Origin of the sequence: Candidatus Kryptonium thompsonii, from assembly GCF_001535985.1 — a bacterium.
In the GTDB taxonomy this organism is placed as follows: domain Bacteria; phylum Bacteroidota; class Ignavibacteria; order Kryptoniales; family Kryptoniaceae; genus Kryptonium; species Kryptonium thompsonii.
The window spans coordinates 1-20775 of record NZ_CZVS01000026.1 but is presented as its reverse complement, the minus strand read 5'-3'; the positions used below and the strand labels follow the sequence as shown (position 1 = coordinate 20775).

Sequence of the window (20775 nt, the reverse complement as noted above, 5' to 3'; positions counted from 1 at the left end):
GGAAGCTAAAATGAAAAAGTTAAAATTAATCTTATGGGTTGTTTTAATTCCATTGATGATTTTCGCTCAGGATAAGAAAATAAGTGTTGCTGTTTTAAAGTTTGACGCAAAAGGATTTGATCCAGCACAAATCGATGTGCTTGTTTCAAGGTTTAGAGTTGCTCTTAACGCTACGGGAAAATTTAATGTGCTTGAGAGAGAAAAAATCAAGGAGATACTCGCCGAGCAAAATTTGCAGCAAAGTGAAATCGCTGAAGGAGCTGGGGACAATGTTCAGATTGGGAAGATTCTCGGTGTCAAAGAGATAATCACTGGGGATATTGGCAAAGTTGAGGATGTTTATACGATAAATGTTAGAAGGGTAAGCGTTGAAACTTCAGAGATAGTTCAAACTGCAAGTGCAGATTATGAAGGTAAGGTTTCGGGTTTATTAAAAGTTATGGAACAGCTTGCTTATAAGCTTGCGGAAAATCCATCTGAAAGGTATGTTGCATTGAAAATGGAACAAGAAAAGAAAGAACAAAAAGTAGAAGAGAAGCAAGGGGTTGAGGAAGAAACTGAGCTTGAGGAGGAAGAAGATATATTTGGAGATCTGTATAAGGAATTTAACATTGCAAAGGATCCATTTAAAGATAGCGAGCCACCTAAGATTGAACTTTACTACCCCGCGGTAAAAAATAATGGTTATTTAAGGGTTAGCAGTCGCGATTTTGAGATCGCTGGAATTGTCACAGATGAGAATGGGATAGTTTCGGTGAAAGTCAACGGAGAACCTGTTGATGTTAAGTTGGGACTTGCTGGGATGAGTTTTTATAAAAAGTTACGACTTAAGAAGGGGCGAAATACGATTGAGATCATGGCAAGAGATTTTTATCATAACACTGGTAAATTAACATTTACAGTGGAGGTGAAGTGATGGTGAAAAAGCTAATTATATTTTTAATTTCAGTATTGTTTTCGATTGAAATTTTAGGAGAACAAAAACCCGAATGGATTAAGACTAAAAGACATCCGAGGTACCCAGAACGACTTTATATTATTGGTGTTGGTGCAGCTAAGAAGACAAAAAATAAGATTGAAGATATTCAAAAGGCAAACAATGATGCGTTTGCTGATATTGTGAAGCAAATAAGGGTTACCGTTGCGACAAAATCTGTAGTTGAACAGATGGAGGTTATCACCAGTAAAAAAGCGGAGGCAGTTGAGCGAACTTCAGCGGAACTTCAAGTTGCAAGTGAACTTAAAATCGGAGGTTTAAAAGTTGTGGAGGTATATTTTGATGATGACGACGATATCTATTATTCGCTTGCTGTTCTTGAGAGAGAAACCGCGGGAAGAGAGCTCAAAGATAAATTAAACCAGTATTACAACGCCTATTTAAAAAATTTTGAGCTTGCAAAAACTAATCTTGCTAATGGAAATTTTTATCAAGCAATTTTAAATCTATCTGAAGCATATAAAAATATACCTCCTTATAACGAAGTTCTCCCACTTTTCAGATTTATAACTAGGCCACTTGCCGAAGCAAGCCTTGATAATGAGTGGAAAATAAGTGATGCTTTGTTAACATCTGAAGTTAAATCCGTCCTTCAGGAGTTTTTCTCAAAGGTGAAAATTGAGAAAGTTTCAGGTGAGGATCAAGAGGTTAATTTTGATCAAGTGCTCAAACCGCTTACCCTTAGGATTACATATAACGATGCGGGGAAAAGTTACCCTGTTCCCGGAATTAAGTTTAAATTTGCGCTCAAATCTGGCATTGGGAAAATTTCTGAAACAGGAGTATCTGATAACTCTGGAATGGTCAAATGTGAGATATTTGAATTAAAACCATATCGCGAGAGCTACTATGTGGTGTCAGCCAAAGTTGATCTTTCCGAATTCAATATCTCAGGATATTACGATGAGTATGCTGAGTGGAACGAGCTTTTAAAAAGGAATGAAAGTGAAGTAATCTTTACACTTCGAAAAACGGCTGTCACGCTTGATGATAAAATTCGTGACCTTGTCCTAAATCTTACTTCAAAAATACCATCTAAATTTGAAAAGCTTTCTGTTTTGAGGATTTACTATCAAGATAAACTCCCTGGTCCGATGGCTTTGTATTTGAGGCAAAAAATTGAATCGGCGATCGAACAATATACAAAATTTTCGCTGATAAGTGACGAACAGATTAAAGTGGCAGGTGTGAAATACGCAAGTTTGACTTATTCCTCAGAGGAACTGGGAACGCCCGAAAGCTTTGCAAAGTATGCTGGAAGTGAGGTTGTAATAACTGGGAGTTATTGGGAGGGCAAGGATGCAATTGATGTGAATTTAAAGGCAACCGATGTCGAAAGGAAAGTTATTTTATCAACGGCAAGTGTTAACATCCCTAAATCGCTCTTGCCAGATATTCCGCTTGCCCCGCAGAATTATAATCCGCAAGTTGATGATGAACTTATAAAATCGGAGAAAAAGGGAGAGGAGTTAAAAGTCGATGTATGGGTTGATAGACCTGATGGGATTTATCGCGAGGGTGATTCGATCAAAATCTTTGTCAGAGCAAATAAGGAGTGTTATATTCAGCTTGTTTATTACGACGCCCAAGGCAATGCAATTCTTGTTTTTCCGCATAAGTTGGAATGGAACAATAAAATTGAAGCTAACAAAGTTTACAGGGTTCCTGGTAATTTTGTAATTGAGCCACCTTTTGGGCGAGAAATTTTGAAAGTGTTTGCAAGCGAAAAGCCATTCCCGATTCCTAAAGGTAGGGAACATTCTGGCTTAATTTTAATTGAAAACCCAGGTATGTATGCTTCTTATGTCCGTGGGCTTGGTTTAAAATCGGAAGATTACGCGGAGAGCAGCGTTGTTATAACGACTTTGAAAAGATGAAAATAGCTAATCAAAAACCAAAAACTAAAAACAAATTGGAGGGTTAGTAAGATGAAGTTAAAAAATTTAATTTTGGGATTTGTTGTTTTAATGTTGTTTGTCTCTTTAGTTTATTCACAGGAAGGTTATAGAAAGAGCTGGGCTTTAATTATTGGGATCAATGAATATCAAAGCTTGCCGAGGTTGAATGGTGCTGTAAGGAGTGCAAAGATGATACGTGAAAAGTTAGTTCGTGAATTTGGTTTCGATCCTGAGAATGTAATTGAACTTTACGATGATCAGGCAACGAGGGAAAATATCTTGAAAGCTTTTGATAGATTGATGGATCCGCGAAGAGTGAGCAAGGAAGATAGGATTTTTATTTATTTTGCTGGACATGGTGTGACGCGCCAAGTTGGTGGAAAAGATAAAGGCTATATAATGCCTGTTGACGGGGTGATGGAAAAATACGCGAGCACTGCTATTTCCACTGACCAGCTTCATGAATTTCAGGAGGCGATACCAGCAAAGCATGTTTTCTTTGCGATGGATGCTTGTTATAGTGGAACAATATTTACAAGGGGGATTGGACTTGCGGAGGAGAGATATACTTCAGTTCCTGAGGCGTTGAAGAGGTTTACGGCTAAGACTGCTAGGGTTGCGATAACGGCAGGGAGCAAAGCTGAGCAGGATATGGATCCTATGGATCAACGTTTAAGTGTTTTTGCTTTTTACTTTTTAAAGGCTCTCGATGGTGATGCGGATGTTAACAGGGATGGATTGATAACATCAAGTGAGATTGCGGATTTTGTTGCAAAGAATGTTAGGTTTAGGGCGCCGCAGAACCCGCAGTATGGTAGATTGCCTGGTGATGAGGGTGGGGAGTTTGTATTTGTTCGTTCAAGGCAAGTTGTAACTGAAGAAAAACCGGTGCAACCGCAGCAGGTTATAATAAAAGAAGAACCAAAAACACAGCCGAAAAGAGTGGTTCGTGAGGAAGGGAAAAAAGCGGAGACGATAATTCAGCAGCCAAAAGCTTCCCAATTTTGGATCTCTGCTTTCATCGGAGCCAGCGGAAATAATCATTCGATATCTTCAGATGACCCTGCTATTAAATACAGAGAGACAAGCGGCGGTGGCGGTGTTATTGGGGTTGGTTTTGAATATGTTATAGATAATAGATTTTCATTTGTTTTTAACACAGCGTACGATGAGAAAAATGGGACTTTTAAAATTGCTCCATTCGAAGTGTATGAGGGAACAATTGTAACTGAATTTGGCCCGGATATTGGTTGGGAGGCGAAACTTACTTACTTGACAATCAATCCAATGTTGAAAGCAAAATATAAAGGTTTTTATTTTATTGCTGGTCCATCGATTGGATTTGCGTTAGATAAAAAAGCTCATTTTAAAGCGGGTTACGTGGTATATGATGCTACTACTGGATATACCTATGAGGCTGGAACAATTGAACAAGAAGAAAAAATAGAGAATGTTAAAACTCGTTTTAGCTTACCTATTGGCGCAGGGTATGATTTAAGGTTGAGTGATTTCAAACTTTTCATTGAAGCGAGATATGACATTGGTTTAACAAAAGTTGTAAAAGGTGGAGATTGGAAGGTTTCGTCTTTCCAAATTTTGCTTGGTTTAAGATACGGGCTTAATTTAGGCATTTAATGTTTCATTTTGCAAGGATCATTTTCTTTGCTGATATAAAGTTGTCGGAATACATTCTGTAGATGTAGACGCCTGAGCTTACTTTTGAGCCATTTTCGTCTGTTCCGTCCCATGTGATCAGGTGTTCGCCAGCTGGTAATGTTTTATCCAATAAAGTTTTGACTAATCTTCCAGTTATATCAAAGACCAAGATTTGGACTCTTGTTTCTTTTGGGATTGTAAATTTTATTGTAGTTATAGGGTTGAATGGGTTTGGATAGTTCTGTTCTAACTTGAAGTTTGATGGATAGATATCTGTGGATATAAGTTTAAAGTTCGGTGTGACCACATCACCATCTGAATTGGTAACTTTGGCATTTACGATCTCAATATCATTTTGACTGTTAAATTTTCCTGTTATGAAGAATATTTCTCCTTCACCTGCTTCAAGTCCATATTCAGTTGTCGTAGTTAAGTTAACCTTGACAATATCGTTCAAGATTGTATAGTTAATTTTCATAAATCCAGCGATCCTTGGCATAGGTGAGACAAATTCGGCAGTTGAACCATTTTTGATTCTGAGTTCGAGATTTATGTTTTTGATTGTTTCGGTGTTTCGCAGGTATACGACGATCGATGAATAGCTAATGTTAAACTTTAGTTCTAAGTTGCTTTCATTTTTTGCGAATTTAAGTGTGATACCACTGGCTGTTGCATTGAGTTTTTGGACTTTAGGAGCTATCATAAGTAAGTCTGAAAATGTTAAGCTCACACTATCATCAGGGACAAAGTTTAAAACTTTGAATTTAATTTTTGCTATTGTTGTTTTTCCAGGTTTGAATTCATATCCTGAGCTTGCAAGCATCACGATGTTAATTGTAACGCTATCAGGTGAGTAATATCTGAATAAAAGATTGTTTTGCAGAGTTAAGATAGTATCAAGCTTGAGAAGAGGCTTATCAAGTTTAAGAGTTGTTTGTATTCCTGCAACTGTATCAGTATTTGATAGTACGAGGTTTATTTCAACATTTGAGGTGCTGATTTTATTTTCTCCTTCGAGATAAACCAAGTTTTGAGCATTTATCAAATTTGCGATTATTATCAGCAAGGCGATTGTTTTTGCAATTCTTCTTAACATTTTTTTATTGAGTTAATTTTGTTTTTATGCACTTATATATTATCTCAATATATGTGCCAATTACATTGATAGATAACTCTAAAATTAATTTATTGAATTTCAATTAATTTTATAACCAGGAAAAATTCATCCCCTTCAAACCCCAAATAATTTGTAATTTTTACAAGCTTATTTATGTAATTTTGAAAGACAATTATAGGGCTTGGGAGAGCGGTAGAGAAGAAATTTTGCAATTGTGGCTTTGAAGTCTTATTTTTATTTAGTTAAAACAAAGAAAGACAGTGTATGGGTGATGTTTTAGTAGGAAAAGTTATAAGTGCACATGGGGCTATATTCAATGTTCAAGTTGGAGATGAAGTTATACAGTGCAAGTTAAGAGGGAAGATGCGTTTGCAGGATAAAGTGAGCACAAGTCCAGTTGTGGCTGGAGATAATGTGAAGGTAAGAATTCTCGAAGATGGAACAGGTGTGATTGAAGAGGTTTTTGAGAGGTTTAACAAGTTATATAGAAAAGCGGTTGGAAAAAGAGAGCTTGAGCATGTTATAGTTGCAAACATTGATCAAGCGATTGTTGTGACTTCGTTTAATATGCCTTATGTCCCTTGGGGGTTTGTGGACAGGTTGCTTATTGCAAGTGAAAGAAATAATATAAAGCCGATAATTTGTATCAATAAAATTGATTTAATTGAGGATTGGAAAGAAGTTAACGAGTTTGTCAAGGTTTATGGGAAGAAGGCAGGCTATGAGATAATAAAGACAAGTGCAGAAACTGGCGAGGGGCTTGATAATTTGAAAAAAATTTTGAAGGACAAAACCAGTGTTTTTGTCGGTCAATCTGGGGTTGGGAAATCTGCTTTAATAAATGCTATTGAGCCGGGTTTGGATGTGGTAACTATGGAAGTAAGTGAGAAAACTGGTAAGGGGAGACATACCACAACTCACACCGAGCTTCATCATCTTTCTTTTGGTGGTTTTATCGCTGATACGCCTGGGGTTAAGGAGTTTGGTCTTGCGGGCATTTCAAAAAGTGAGCTTGGTTTTTATTATCCTGAGTTTAGGAAATTTCTCGATCAATGCAAATTTTCAAATTGCACCCATGTGCATGAACCGGATTGTGCAGTTAAGGAAGCACTTAATGCAGGGAAAATTGACAGGAGAAGGTATATGAATTATGTGAATATACTTAATTCGCTTGAAGAGAATTGATTCTTGCAATAGAGGGTTTTTTTGACTAACTTTTGAAGAAAAATGAAATTAGAAACTTTTCACTGTGGCTTCACAAACGAGAAATATTGAGTATAAGAGAAAGAAAGATTCCCCAAAGCATGAAGGTTTTTTTACACGGTATAGGATAGGAATTTCAATTTTAATTTTTGTTTTCGGGTTAATTTTGACTTTAAGCATTTTATCTTATAGCCCGAGGGATCAGGCAAACCTCGTCTCTATTTCTGAGATTGGCAAGATTTTAACAGGTGATGAGCAAGTACGGCAGAAGCTTGAACGAACTCATAACTGGCTTGGCTTTTTCGGCGCAAAGATTTCCTTCCTTTTGATAAACTACACCTTTGGTTATGCTTCGGTTTTTATTGGGTTAATTTTAATGTTGTTAGGGATTTTTTTGTTTTTCAATAAAGATAAGCGTTTGTTTTTTAAATGGTCGTTTTATCTGTTGTTTTTTTCGTTTATTTTGTCGGTGTTTTTGGGAAACTTGAAATTGATTTTTGGGACGGAAGAATTTAAAAGTGAAATTTGTGGTGTAGTTGGGTTATATGTTGCCGATGTTTTGATAAAGCTTTTTGGTGAGTTTGGAAGCATGTTTATAACACTTGTTTTGTTTTTTGCTCTTTCTTGGATTTATTTTTGAAGTTAATTTTTATGATATTGCGATAGGCATTGGGGAGAAAGTTTCAGCGTTTTTAAATAAGTTAAGGTTTAAGCCAAGGAGAAAACCTTCGGAGGTAAAAATTTTAAAACCCGAACCGAAGCAAGTTCAAAAGCATGTTGAGGTTATCATTTCACAACCGGAGCCTGAAACTTTAAAAGTTAAAGAGACTAAAGAGAGTGAGTCAGTAGAGAAGGCTCAGATCATATCAAGAGAAGAGCAAAAAAGGCGGCAAGTTAAAAAGCTTGATTTCAAACTTCCCCCAGTTGAGTTGCTTGATCCCCCAGATGAGGAGACGGTTGCTGATGACGAAGAGCTCAATTTGAATGCTGAGCTTTTGAGAAATAAACTTGCCAATTTTGATATTGAAGTTGAAAAAATAAGTATAACTCCTGGACCGGTAGTCACGCTTTATGAAATAGTTCCAGCAGCTGATGTTAAAGTGAGGGAGATTGTTTCGCTTGCGGATGACATAGCACTTGCGCTTGCAGCTCGTGGAATAAGGGTTATAGCTCCGATGCCTGGTAAAGGAACGGTTGGAATAGAAATTCCAAATCGTAAGCCCACGATAGTTAAAATAAGAAGTGTGATAGGTTCACCTGAATTTAAAAATTTCAATGGGGTTCTTCCGATAGCGATGGGGAAGACGATAACTGGTGAGGTTTATTGCGATGATCTTGCGAGAATGCCGCATCTTTTAATTGGTGGGGCTACTGGCTCTGGGAAAAGCGTCGGGATAAACACGATAATTATCAGCTTGCTTTACAAACTTAAGCCATCTGAAATAAAATTCGTAATAATTGATCCCAAAAAAGTAGAGCTTGTAAATTACCGCAAGCTTGTCAATCATTATCTTGCGGTTTGTCCTGACATAGATGAAGAGGTGATAACCACGCCTGAAAATGCAGTTCTTGCTTTGAAAAGTTTAGTTCTTGAGATGAACGAAAGATATGATAAGTTTTCCAAAGCTGGGGTGAGAAACATCCAAGATTACAACGAGCGTGTGAGGCGTGGTGAAATTAAAAGCGAAGGGATTGAGCATTATGAACTTCCATATATCGTTGTGATAGTGGATGAACTTGCTGATTTGATGCTTGTCGCATCGACCGATGTAGAAGAGCCGATCACTCGTCTTGCTCAGCTTGCCAGAGGTGTTGGAATTCATCTCGTTATTGCAACGCAGAGACCATCAGTTGATGTGATAACTGGGTTGATAAAAGCAAATTTCCCCACTAGAATCGCTTATCAAGTCGCTTCAAAAGTTGACTCAAGAACAATACTTGATATGAACGGGGCGGAACAGTTAATTGGAAGTGGCGATATGCTTTATCTTCCGGCAGGAGCATCTAAACCCATCAGGATTCAGAACGCCTTTGTTTCAACTGAGGAGGTGGAAAGAGTTGTTGATTATATAGTTTCTCAACCTGGGTATGATAAGCCATATGAACTTCCATCTGTTATAGAGCGAAAGAAAGTTGAAATCAATATGTGGGATGAGCTGGATGAGCTTTTTGATGAAGCAGCAAAAATTGTCGTAAGATATCAACAAGCGTCCACATCTTTGCTTCAAAGGAAATTAAAGATTGGCTATGCAAGGGCAGCTAGGATAATGGATCAGCTTGAAAGGGAAGGGATCGTCGGTCCCCCAGCTGAAGGAGGCAAAACGAGGGAAGTTTTGCTTAACAGCGAAATTGAACTTGAGTCGTTTTTAAAACAAATGAGGGAAGGTAAAAAATGAGCTATAATTTTCTGAGGATTTTTGTGTTCCTTACACTGGTGTTTGAGATCGCTCTTTCACAAACGGGTGGTGAAATTATAGAACGGCTTAAAAAGAAATACGCTTCAGTTGATGATGCGGTTGTAAAATTTGAGCAGAAAGTTAAATATGGTGTGTCAAAATTTGAGCAAAGTTTTTCAGGGACGCTTTACTTTAAAAAGAAAAATAAATACAGAATTGAAACGGAGGAACAAGTGGTTGTGACTGATGGCAATACGAGCTGGTTGTATTCAAAAGTTAACAAGCAAGTTATAATCGACAGGTATAAAGAAGATCAAAATGCTGTGTCACCTGATAAATTCTTGTTTTCAATTTCAGATGAATATATTCCTGTTGTTTTGAAAGTTGAAAAAGTTGATAATAAAAAAGTTTACATTGTTAAGCTGACCCCCAAAAATGAAAATTCAGCGATTGAATCAGCTAAAATTTGGGTGGTTGACGGGGATTGGGATGTAACAAAGGTTGAAATAACAGATATAAACGGCACTGTTACAACCTACAATGTCAAAAGTGTTAAGTTAAATTCTGGTGTCAAGGATGATGTGTTTAAATTTGTCGTTCCACCGTCTGTTAAGGTTGTTGATTTAAGATAAGATAAAGAGAGTTTTAATGTTTAATTCGGGAAAACTTTTTAGATTTATTGTTGGGATAGCGATCGCGATTTTTTTTCTATATTTTGCGTTCAAGGGGGTCAAGTGGGATGTATTTTTAAGTGTTTTTTTAAATGTTAATTACCTTTACATTTTTTTGATGTTGCTTTTTATATTGCTTTCTCACTTGTTTAGGGCGTTGAGATGGAAATATCTTTTGAAACCTGTGAAGTCGGATACATCCTTTGTTAATTTTTTTGAAGCGACTATGATAGGTTATTTTGTCAATAATATTTTTCCGAGGGCAGGGGAGGTGGTGAAAGCATATACTTTAAGTAATGATGAAAAAATCTCAAAGGCGTCGGGTTTGGCGAGCGTTTTGCTTGAGCGAATTCTGGATATAGCTTTTTCGCTTTTCTTCTTTGGTGTTGCCATGTTATGGAACAAAGGAATCTTTGAGAGGCATTACCCATGGCTTGGGCAAGCGGCTTTGTTTAGTGGTTTAATCATCGGGATAATTTTTGTTTTGATTTTAATTCTTCTTATCTGGCAGGATAAGTTTGTCTCTTTGTTGAGTAGATTTATTGGAATTTTTGATCGTAAATTGGCTGTGAGATTTAAAGATGTTTTGAGTTCCTTCATTAATGGGTTTGAGGCTATAAGGCATAGGGGTGTTCACTGGCAGATAATTTTGTTAAGTTTTTTAATTTACCTTTGCTATATTTTCGCAGCTTATGTTGCCTTGTTTGCGTTTGAAATTGAGAGAGCAAAAATTGGTTTTTTCACAGCACTTGTAATTTTTGTCGTTTCAACGGTTGGTTTTATAATTCCAACGCCTGGGGGAGTGGGGAGTTATCATTCACTTATAACTGGGGCTCTTGTTGGTCTTTATGGTATCAAACATGAGGTCGCTCTTGGTTATGCAGTTTTAACACACGGGGTGGGGTATATAATAAATGGCTTGTTTGGATTTTACTTTGCACTTAAAAAGCATATTAAATTTTCGATTAGTTTAGAGTTAAGGAATGAAAAATAGTTCATAAAAAATTAAAGGACGAGAACTCTCACCCTTTTTATTTTTGCGGAGCCGACGGGGCTCGAACCCGCAACTTCCAGCGTGACAGGCTGGCGTGCTAACCAATTGCACCACGGCTCCAGTTTTATAAGAACCGTTGATAAATATAATCAACTTACCTAAAAAATGCAAGTTTTCAGTTTTATCATAAAACCTAAAAATCAGCGAACTAATGCGTAGTAGCTATACTTTAGTTTTTAGTTTTGTGGTTTGGATTTCAACAGTTCAATTGGGACTCTTGTTCCATATTTCGTTGAGAGTGAGATTCGCCAAAAGTGTTCATAGATAATTTTTGAAATTTGGGCTATCGTTTCATTGGCTGATTTTAAGTTATAATTGCTCATGACAACAATCACATAGGGATGTCTCGGTAGATAAACGATCCCCCACTCACATGTTACGCCTTCTATTCCTCCGGGTTTATTTGCAATTGGGATATCCTCAGGAAGATACTTATTTAAGTTTGCTTCTTTTCTTTTTTTGAGTATGTCAATGACTTGATTTGAGATTTCTTTACTGATGACCTCACCTTTGTAAAGCATTTCCATAAGTTTCATAGCTTCAAGTGGGGTTGAAAGATTCTCTTCACCTCTTGCTGATGCATCGGGGCGAATCATTTTTCGCTGTAACTTTGTGTTTTTCAAACCGAGTTTTTCAAGTGTTTTATTTACATTTTCCATTCCAACGAGATCAATCAAAATATTTGTCGCCGTGTTATCACTTACAGTTATCATTAAGACCGCAAGATCGTAGATGCTTAACTCGGATGTGCCATCGCCAAATTCTTTTAAAACACCACTTCCACCGACTTGATGCTTTTTCTCGATTTTGATTTTGTCCGTCAGTTTAAATTTACCTTCACTTGCTTGTTTTATAACTTCAATTAGGATTGGAATTTTTATTGCGCTTCCTTGCGGGAATATTAAATTTTCGTTTATGAAAAATGTTTCACCCGTTTCAAGATTTTTAACCGCAACCCCAATCACTCCGTTAGATGTATCGGCGATGAATTTTATCTTTTCAAAGGTCTTTTTATGCAGTTCCGCAAGATTTTCCGGCTGGGATAATGCAAGTGATGCGATCGTGGCAATTAATAAAATTGCTTTTCGCATTTTTGTTTATTCTTTGTTTTCAACGAATGGTTTCCATTTTTCGGGTGGGTCGGGTGGGGTTAATAAACTTACGATGATTAGCACGAGTATTGAGCCTGCAGCAGCAGGTAGAACAATATAATCTGCTTCTAATAACGGTTCTTCTCTGAACATATTTATAAGTGTTATGATCAAAGTGATTCCCATTCCAGTTGCTATGCTTGCAACGCCGCCTGCTGTTGTGACTCTTTTCCATAAGAAAGCCGCGAGAAGTGCCGGTGTTATGCCTGCTCCAATCATCGTGTAGGCTGTCAAAGCCATTTGTAGGACTGTTTGAAATCTTGTTAAAAGAAGATAACCAATGAAACCAAGAATGAGAATTAAAATTCGCTGTAAAGTTATGATCTGTTTGTGAGTGGCATTTGGATTTATGAACCTTTGATAGATATCTCTTGCAAGATTTGTGCTTGGCGTGAGGAGAAAACTATTTGCGGTTGAAATTATAATTGCCATGGCTGCAACTATTAACATTATCCCTATAATTTGTGGGAGTCCAATTTCACTTCCGTGGGTTGCAAGATGTAAAATTACTTTTTCTGATTCTTGAAGTTTGAATTTAGCACTCGCGAAGACGGCAAGCGCTGTGATAGATGTTTCAATTATAATTGTCCCGATGACCCAGAAGATGACGGCTTGTCTTGCGGATTTTGCATCTTTTGCACTGAAAAATTTTTGATACATACTTGATTCTCCAAGCAAAAGGAAAAAGGTTGGGAAAAACACACCCATAGCCCAAATGAAATCTTTTTGTCCGAAGATGGCGAATCTATCCGGTGGTAAAGCTTCTCTAACGCTTGTCCAGCCCCCAACATCATTTAGGACAATTGGAACTGCAAGAACAATTCCTAAAAGCATTAGTGTCCCGTTTATTATATCCATTGTGATAACTGATACAAGTCCAGCAAGCGCCGTGAAGAGAACTACAAAGACAGCAGTGATAATAATGCCTTGTTCAACAGGTATTCCAGCGACGAGGTTTAAAACAAATGCGCCTCCTTTGAATTGATAACTTGCGATCGTTACATAGGCGATGACGATGGTTATAGTTCCAAGGATCCTTGCCCATTTGTTATATCTTTGCTCAAGGATATCCGGCATTGTGTATTGAGAAATTTTTCTAACCCTGCCAGCGAGGAAGTAAACTATTACGATGGCAACCCATGCTCCAGCTGAGAGCCAAAGTTCTGAGAAGCCAACTCTATAAGCAAGCCCAGCTCCAGCAATTATACTTCCGGAACCAATCCATGTAGCAAGCAGTGTCCCGACAAGTTTATATACGGGTGTTTTTCTGCCAGCTACCATGAAATCTTCTTGAGTTTTAACGGATCTAGTTTTGTATATCCCGATGGTGAGAAGAACGATAAGGTAAACTATTATTGCAGTTAAAAACATCGCATCTCCAAATTTGTTTTAGTAGATTAAAACGAGTTCTTTTTGTTCTCTTCCTGTTATCAACGCTTTTCTTTCAAAGTTGATGTAGACATTTACCTCTGACCTTACTCCCATTTTGCCTGGGATGTAAATTCCGGGCTCTAAAGAAAAGAGGCAACCTGGCATGAGTTTTCTCAGGTCCTGTGTTTCAAAGTTGTCAATGTTTACACCGTTTCCATGAACATTTTCTCCAATTGAATGTCCAGTGCGATGCGTAAAGAACTCGGCATAACCTTTTTCTTGAATGTATTTTCTTGCAACATCATCAACTTCCCAACCAGCGACTTCTTGGTTTCGGTCTAAACGATCTTGGATAAATTTTAAAGCTTCGTTCCTTGCGTCTCTTACTATGTTAAAAATCTTGACATAATCTTCCGGCGGATTATCCCCAATGAAAGCACACCATGTTATATCGTAGAAGATAGCTCCAGGTTCATTCTTCTTAGCCCATAGATCAATTAAAAGTTTATCTCCCGGTTTGATCTCCCTTGTGTTTTCAGGGGTTGGGTAAAAATGTGGGTTCGCGGGATGATCGTTTACTCCAACTATCGGTGGGTCTTCATCGGAGGTTAATCCTTTGTCATTGAATCTTTTCAAAATAAATTGTTGTATTTCATACTCGGTTTTGTATTTTCCGGTCTTGATGCTTTTTCTGATTTCATCAAATGCTTCGTCAAGTGTTTCGTCGACAAGGCGTCCAGCTTCAAAATGCGTTTTGATTAAATTTTCATCAATCAAAGCTTCAAATATCTGAATCAAATCTGCTGATGAAACAACTTCGTGTCCGAGGCTTCTGACGAGTTCAACTGTCCCAGCATCAACGATGGAAATATATGGGATTGAATTCATCGGAGAATATTGCATTGCAATTTTCTTGGGCGTTCCAAGAATTTCTTTTAATCTATCGTGCAGTTCTCTCCATCCTGAGTAATAAAATTTTTCTCCGGGCAGTGAATCAAGTTTATCTGGTTCAACTCTATGCACAAGTTTTATGGGTTTTCCTTCAGCAGGTATGAAATAGAACCATCTCCTTGTCGTAAGACCTTGAATTGAAAGTCCAAGTATTTTTAAACCGATTTTATCTCGGTTGTGGAAATCGTAAAAGAGCCATCCATCGATGCCGAGTTCTAGAAGTTTTTTCTGTATTTTTTCTATTTGCATTTCACAATTGCTTTTTATGTTTTCGTTAAACTTTGAAGGAGCGGGACCTTACGGTCCCGCAATTTGAAGATCAACCACCGCCTGAGACGCCGGCTACAAATCCACCTTCGGTCATTTTTCTGATGTCAAGTATCTTATCGAGTTCATCTTCCCTCATCCATCCAAGTTCAAGGACAACTTCACGAATTGTCTTGTTTTCTGCCATTGCTTTTTTGACAATTTGAGCAGCTTTATCATAGCCGAGGTGTGGGGTAAGGGCGGTTGCAAGAATTGCGTTTTGTGCTGCAAGTTTTTCCATGTGTTCTTTGTTCGCAACAATTCCATTTATACACTTGTCGACAAACACATCGCTTGCGTTAGCCAAAATTGTAATTGATTCAAGAAGATTTCTTGCTATGACCGGTAATGCGACATTAAGTTCAAAGTTTCCAGATGAAGCAGCAAGCGTTACGACTGAATCGTTTCCTATAACTTGCATTGATACCATCATAACTGCTTCTGGGATCACGGGGTTAATCTTGCCGGGCATTATTGATGAGCCGGGTTGCAGTGCGGGAAGACGAATTTCAGCAAGCCCAGCTTGTGGACCTGAGTTCATCCATCTTAGGTCGTTCGCTATTTTGTAAAGCGCAACTGCAAGAGCTTTTAAAGCACCGCTTAACTCAACCGCTGTATCCATTGATGCTTGGGCTGAGAAATGATTTCTTGTTTCTTTAAATGGTATCCCTGTTTCCTTGGCAAGTGCTTCAGCAATTCGCTTCCCAAATTCTGGATGCGTGTTAATTCCTGTGCCGACTGCTGTTCCACCAAGGGCAAGTTCATATAGTCTTGGAAGTGTAGCGTTGATTCTTTCAATTGCGAGTTCAATTTGCGCAGCATATCCTGAAAACTCTTGTCCAAGGCGCACTGGCATCGCATCCATAAGGTGAGTTCTACCAGTTTTGACGATGTTATCGAACTCCTTGGATTTTTCAACGAGAGCTTTATGAAGTTTTTCAAGTGCTGGGAGAAGTTGCTCTTTAATTGCAATTGCAGTTGAAATATGAATACAAGCTGGGATCACATCATTTGAAGATTGTCCCAAGTTGACATGGTCATTTGGATGGACGACGCCTTTTTCACCTCTCTTTGCTCCAAGGATTTCGCAGGCACGGTTTGCTATAACTTCATTAGCATTCATATTTGTCGATGTTCCAGAGCCCGTTTGGAAGATATCAAGCGGGAAATGTTCGTCAAGTTTTCCATCGATCACTTCTTTAGCTGCTTCCATTATCGCATTTGCTTTTGCATCGTCGAGAAGTCCGAGTTCCTTGTTTACCTTTGCTGCGCAATACTTAACAAGTCCAATTGCTTTGATGAATGTTCTTGGGAACCTTATTCCGCTTATTGGAAAGTTTTCAACAGCCCTTTGGGTTTGTGCCCCCCATAAAGCCCATGTTGGGACTTTAACTTCTCCAAGTGCGTCTTTTTCAATTCTGAATTCTGACATTTTACTTCTCCTCCTTTACTTTTTATTTGTGCTTCTGCAGTTAAAATTTTGAAAATAAAATTGAAAAATTCAAATCTGTTTATGGAGTTTAACAGCAACTAAAAGATAGAAGGTTGAAAATAAACCCCCCCATTAAAATAAATCTCAAAATTGCATTTTCAATCAGTGAACCCATCAAGTAGCATAAAAACGAAGCCGATAAAGAAAAGGCAAAAATGGAAATCATGAACTTGACAGGCAACATTTTGATCAAGCTTGCCCCGCCAAGGGCTTTTGAAATGAAAAATAGCATTGCAAATGCTTCAACATATGTTGAAACTACAACCGCAATCGCAGGACCAAGCAAACCAATGGCTTTAACCAACGTGGTTCCAAGGGTTAGATTTAATACAAGGTCAAGAAAAGATATTAGCATGTAAATTTTTTGTTTCCCAAGAGCGGAAAGTATCGAACTATAAACGAGGATTCGTACTGGAAGAAAGAAAAGATAAATTCTAAAGATTGCGGTGCTATCAAGATATTTTTTCGAAAAAAGTATGAGAATAAATTCTTGTGAGAAGAACATTAGAAATGAAAAAATTGGGATTATGATAAGCGAAGTTGATTTTACGACATCTTTTATGAGGCGCTGGATCTCTGAATTTTTCCCCGCACCATGAAGTTTGCTTATCTCGGGGAATATCACAGATGCAAATGAACTTGTTATTAAAGGGATGATGGGAAGTTCTTTAGCCCCGATTGTATATGTTGCGTATAAATCGCTTGAAAAGTTGTTTGCGATTATATATTTGTCAACTTGTCTTGATATTAGCGCACTAATGTGCCCAAGGGTGAGAGGTGATGTGTAAAGTAAAATCTCTTTCAGATATGGAAATATCGTTTCTAACTTTTCATTGAAAAACTTTTTAATCAAATACCATGTATATATGAAACGAAGAAGCGAAATGAGTGAGAGGCCAGCGAAAATAAACGGTATTCCCTGTTCAAGAATGATTGTCAACACAACGACGCCGACATAGGCAAGCACTGTAAAATTTGTAATTGTGAAGAGCTTTTTAAATTCATTTTTGAGGACTAAAATCGCATCAAGTATTAACGAGGGTAGGGAGAATAGAAAGAAGGGGGCGAATTTAAAAAACTCGTTATAAAATTGTGGGTTGTTAAGAAATTTCGCTATTTCAAATCTTAACAAAAAAAGAGAAAAAGTTAATATAAATCCAGCAAGTGTCAGGAATAGGAGCATCGCTGTTATGTATTTTCCTGCATTTTCTCTTGTCCCGAAAAAATAAACTGAGCTTGTGAAAGCGAAGGATAGAACGGGGGAAAATGTGTTATAGATTAGCCAGAGCTGATCATAAGATGCAAATTCAGGTTTTGAAAGATATCGTGCGAGCATAATTGTTGTCAAAAGAAGTCCCAGCAAATTGATAAGTCTCGATAGGCTTACGAAGCCAGCTTTTTTAACAATTGTTAAGCGCTCTGATTTATCCATCCGACTTTAAATTAAAAATTTCAAAAGACCTTTCGTGTAGCTTACCTCAAACGAGATTTTGATCTCGCCCCCAAATTGCATTTTAAAGAAAGCGACGCTTTCAATATCCGCACCGCAGAAATCAAACTCTTTCACATTGTTTGATGATAAGTCCTCAAGTATTTTCCATACAAGAAAGTGAGAGGCGTTGTCTATTTCCTTTCCAATCGTTCCAGCTACGATGTCGTAAGCTTTGCCGTTCCATATTGATACACCTCGCGAAGCGACGATTTGATCGTTTTTATCAATGAGATAATAAATTGTCAAGAGTTTTTTTTGGACAAGTTTTTCAAGAAGCTGTTTAAGTTCGTTAAAATTTAGAAAAAATTTGCCACCCGTTCTTTCGAAACTTAAAATTTGCTGCTGTGCAAGCTCATCAACGGATGTTGTCTTGACGAGTTTAAAACCTTGCTCTCGTGCATCTTTGATTTTTCTTTTAAGTGAGTTACTCAGCCTATCCCAAAGTTTTTCAATTGATTCGATGTTAAGTATAAATGTATGTCTTGGCTTGATTTTGTAAGCGAGCCATTTAAATTGTCTGATATCATCGATGGTGTAATGAAGTTTTAAAGTGAAAAAATCGAGGGTTTGTTCCAAATGTTGGTGGATTTTTATGATTGCTTCATTTTTTTGCATTATTCTTTTTTGAGTTTTTTCTCCCTTGAAATCTTGAAATAAAATTCCGCTGTAATATGTGAATAAAAGAGGGGTTGAAACTTTGAAGAGAAACTTTTTTTTTGAACGGGTAAATCAAGCCAGAGATGATTTCTTCACCTTTTCTGACAAGCAAGATGTTAAGTGAGAGATTAAAAAATTCGCTATATACCTTAAGCCAGTCGTAGCTTTGAAATGGGTTTGATTGGGGGGAGTGAATGTTAAATTTATTCCATTCTTCGGGGTCATTTGAGATTTCGACATGAAGTTGAACCATGGATATGTTAAGTTATTTCACTATGCCGAGGATTTTAGCTATGAATTCAAGCGCTTGTTGATTTAGGAAAATAATTACAAAGAGCAAAATCAAGAACATTATGGTGAATTTTCTATCGAGTTTTACAATTTCAGTTTTTATCTCGGCACGCAGTTCATCGAATTTAGCTTCAAATAATTCTTTTGTTACAAATTCTTGTGTTATCCAACCTTTAATAGTGTCAATTTCACCCCTTACTTCTGTTCTGAAAGATTCAATATCGCTTCTTATCTCTTTTTTAAACGATTCAATATCACTTCTTACCTCTTTTTTAAATGATTCAATATCGCTCTTTACTTCTTTTCTAAACGATTCAAATTCATTCCTTAAGGCTTCAATTTCACTTCTTACCTTAGCGATAATCTCATCCCTTGTTGTAGCCCATTTATATTCAGTTGCTTCAGAAATCGCTGCTTCGAGAGATTTAACAACTTTTCTCGCTTCTTCTTTTCCAAGCGCCTTTTCAAAAGCCTCGTAGATTTCGAATGACAATGTAACGGGCATAATAAAAAGTTTTTTGATTTAAGTTAAAAATTTTGGCACTAAATATCAAGGGCGAATACTTTGCGACACGATTTATAAAATATATTTGCTCAGATCTTTATCCTTAACGATTGGTGAAAGTTTTTCTTGAACGAATTCCTTTGTTATCAAAATCTTTTGACCTTTCAACTTCGGAGCATCAAATAGGATATCTTCAAGAAGGGTTGTCATGACTGTTTGAAGTCGCCTTGCGCCGATATTTTCAAGTTGTTCATTAACCTCCGCTGCGTAGTGAGCTATTTCTCTTATTGCCTCATCCGTAAATTCAATTTCAACTCCTTCTGTTTCAAGGAGTGCTTTATATTGCTTTATCAAAGCATTTTCGGGTAATGTTAGAATTTTAACGAAATCTTCTTCGGTTAAGGGGTTGAGCTCAACTCTTATTGGAAACCTACCTTGAAGTTCGGGTATCAAATCGCTTGGTTTCGCTACATGAAAAGCTCCCGCTGCGATAAAAAGTATATGGTCTGTTTTTACAATTCCATATTTTGTCATAACATTCGAACCTTCAATTATCGGTAACAAATCCCTTTGAACCCCCTCTCTTGAAACATCGGGTCCAACAGTGTAACCGCCAGGGTTAGCGATTTTATCTATTTCGTCTATGAAAACAATGCCTAAATTTTCAACTCTTCTTATCGCTTCTTTTATCACCGCTTCCATATCAATTAACTTTTGTGCCTCTTCTTGGATAAGGTAGTTTCTTGCCTCCGCTATTGTCATCCTTCTTTTCTTATATCGCTTCGGCATCACATTTTCAATGAAATCTTGCATTGTGACAGCAAGATCATCGACTGGGAAAGGTCCTAAAATTTGCAACCCAGGCAGGGGTTGAGATGAAATTTCTATTTCTATTGTTCTCGAGTCAAGCTTTCCTTCTTGAAGTTGTTTCCTAAGTTTTTCTCTTGTTTGCGACATTTCATCATTTTCATAGCTATCTTCAAATTCCTCGCCCTCGTCGTATCTTCGTTTTTTTCTCCTTGGCAAAAGAATGTCAAGTAATCTTTCTTCGGCAAGGTCTTTTGCCCTATCTTTTATCTCTTCCATTTTTTCCATCCTGACCATGTTGACGGCGATGTCAACGAGTTCCCTTATCATTGATTCAACATCTCTTCCGACATATCCAACCTCTGTAAATTTTGATGCTTCAACTTTGACAAATGGAGCGTTTGCAAGTTTTGCAAGTCGGCGTGCGATCTCAGTTTTACCAACCCCAGTTGGACCAATTAAAATTATGTTGTTTGGTGTTATTTCCTCTCGTAGCTCTTGCGGGACTTGCTGTCTTCGCCATCTGTTCCGCAGTGCAATAGCCACAGCCCTTTTAGCTTGTTCCTGACCAACGATATATTTGTCAAGCTCTTTGACTATTTCTTCAGGTGTTAAATCTTTTAAATCCTTTCGCTGTTTTATTGCAACTTCGTTGTTCTGTTCTTTTTTGATTTGATTTGCCATTTCAAGTTATGAATTTAATTTTTAAAGCTCTTCTATGACTATATTATGATTCGTATAAACGCAGATATCAGCGGCA

Annotated in this window: 17 protein-coding genes and 1 tRNA gene; 8 read left to right on the top strand and 10 right to left on the bottom strand. The window is 37.5% G+C overall.

Annotated elements, in window-relative coordinates; translation table 11 throughout:
* The first annotated feature begins 10 nt into the window (after positions 1-10).
* The 3 genes from AWW78_RS04725 to AWW78_RS04715 are packed head-to-tail and all read left to right on the top strand — an operon-like array spanning position 11 to position 4530.
* Entirely contained in the window at positions 11-916 is a 906-nt protein-coding gene (locus AWW78_RS04725) for a CsgG/HfaB family protein (RefSeq protein ID WP_047134381.1), read from the top strand.
* Positions 916-2874 carry a DUF4384 domain-containing protein gene (locus AWW78_RS04720; protein ID WP_047134380.1) on the top strand — a complete coding sequence of 653 codons (1959 nt, stop codon included), beginning with the start codon at positions 916-918 and terminating at the stop codon, positions 2872-2874. Before AWW78_RS04725 ends, AWW78_RS04720 begins: the two co-directional genes overlap by 1 nt.
* A gap of 51 nt (positions 2875-2925) precedes the next feature.
* Positions 2926-4530: a caspase family protein gene (locus tag AWW78_RS04715; RefSeq protein ID WP_075426111.1), complete on the top strand. Its 1605-nt coding sequence runs from the start codon at positions 2926-2928 to the stop codon at positions 4528-4530.
* A gap of 4 nt (positions 4531-4534) precedes the next feature.
* On the opposite strand, the gene AWW78_RS04710 is transcribed toward AWW78_RS04715, so the two are convergent.
* A complete protein-coding gene (locus tag AWW78_RS04710; protein ID WP_047134379.1) occupies positions 4535-5647 on the bottom strand; it encodes a FlgD immunoglobulin-like domain containing protein in 1113 nt (370 codons plus the stop codon).
* 285 nt (positions 5648-5932) lie between these two features.
* On the opposite strand from AWW78_RS04710, the gene rsgA reads away from it, so the two are divergent.
* The 5 genes from rsgA to AWW78_RS04685 all read left to right on the top strand — a co-directional run bounded on the left by rsgA (position 5933) and on the right by AWW78_RS04685 (position 10932).
* Positions 5933-6853: a ribosome small subunit-dependent GTPase A gene (gene rsgA / locus AWW78_RS04705; RefSeq protein WP_047134378.1), complete on the top strand. Its 921-nt coding sequence runs from the start codon at positions 5933-5935 to the stop codon at positions 6851-6853.
* 64 nt (positions 6854-6917) lie between these two features.
* Complete coding sequence (locus tag AWW78_RS04700) at positions 6918-7511, top strand: DNA translocase FtsK 4TM domain-containing protein (RefSeq protein ID WP_075426110.1); 594 nt, start codon at positions 6918-6920, stop codon at positions 7509-7511.
* Complete coding sequence (locus AWW78_RS04695) at positions 7486-9267, top strand: DNA translocase FtsK (RefSeq protein ID WP_141653891.1); 1782 nt, start codon at positions 7486-7488, stop codon at positions 9265-9267. Before AWW78_RS04700 ends, AWW78_RS04695 begins: the two co-directional genes overlap by 26 nt.
* Entirely contained in the window at positions 9264-9899 is a 636-nt protein-coding gene (gene lolA1, locus AWW78_RS04690) for an outer membrane lipoprotein periplasmic chaperone LolA1 (RefSeq protein ID WP_047134377.1), read from the top strand. Before AWW78_RS04695 ends, lolA1 begins: the two co-directional genes overlap by 4 nt.
* 16 nt (positions 9900-9915) lie before the next feature.
* A complete protein-coding gene (locus tag AWW78_RS04685) occupies positions 9916-10932 on the top strand; it encodes a lysylphosphatidylglycerol synthase transmembrane domain-containing protein (protein ID WP_047134376.1) in 1017 nt (338 codons plus the stop codon).
* A gap of 46 nt (positions 10933-10978) precedes the next feature.
* Here AWW78_RS04685 and AWW78_RS04680 read toward each other — a convergent pair.
* The 9 genes from AWW78_RS04680 to hslU form a co-directional block, all read right to left on the bottom strand.
* Positions 10979-11052 (bottom strand) — tRNA-Asp (locus AWW78_RS04680).
* A 116-nt stretch (positions 11053-11168) separates the two neighbouring features.
* Positions 11169-12083 (bottom strand): serine hydrolase, encoded by a 915-nt coding sequence (locus AWW78_RS04675; protein WP_075426108.1) that lies wholly within the window; start codon positions 12081-12083, stop codon positions 11169-11171.
* A gap of 6 nt (positions 12084-12089) precedes the next feature.
* Positions 12090-13514 (bottom strand): sodium:solute symporter family protein, encoded by a 1425-nt coding sequence (locus AWW78_RS04670; protein WP_047134375.1) that lies wholly within the window; start codon positions 13512-13514, stop codon positions 12090-12092.
* An 18-nt stretch (positions 13515-13532) separates the two neighbouring features.
* Positions 13533-14714 carry a M24 family metallopeptidase gene (locus AWW78_RS04665; RefSeq protein WP_047134374.1) on the bottom strand — a complete coding sequence of 394 codons (1182 nt, stop codon included), beginning with the start codon at positions 14712-14714 and terminating at the stop codon, positions 13533-13535.
* A 70-nt stretch (positions 14715-14784) separates the two neighbouring features.
* Entirely contained in the window at positions 14785-16203 is a 1419-nt protein-coding gene (locus tag AWW78_RS04660) for a class II fumarate hydratase (protein WP_047134373.1), read from the bottom strand.
* A gap of 88 nt (positions 16204-16291) precedes the next feature.
* Positions 16292-17695: an oligosaccharide flippase family protein gene (locus tag AWW78_RS04655; protein ID WP_047134372.1), complete on the bottom strand. Its 1404-nt coding sequence runs from the start codon at positions 17693-17695 to the stop codon at positions 16292-16294.
* A gap of 6 nt (positions 17696-17701) precedes the next feature.
* Positions 17702-18370, bottom strand: coding sequence for a GNAT family N-acetyltransferase (locus tag AWW78_RS04650; protein WP_047134371.1), 669 nt, complete (start codon positions 18368-18370; stop codon positions 17702-17704).
* Positions 18371-18677: 307 nt separating this feature from the next.
* The gene (locus AWW78_RS04640) at positions 18678-19208 is read right to left on the bottom strand and encodes a coiled-coil domain-containing protein (protein WP_075426107.1); all 531 of its coding nucleotides are present in this window, start codon (positions 19206-19208) and stop codon (positions 18678-18680) included.
* Positions 19209-19280: 72 nt separating this feature from the next.
* Positions 19281-20699 (bottom strand): ATP-dependent protease ATPase subunit HslU, encoded by a 1419-nt coding sequence (hslU, locus tag AWW78_RS04635; protein ID WP_082349050.1) that lies wholly within the window; start codon positions 20697-20699, stop codon positions 19281-19283.
* Positions 20700-20775 lie beyond the last annotated feature (76 nt).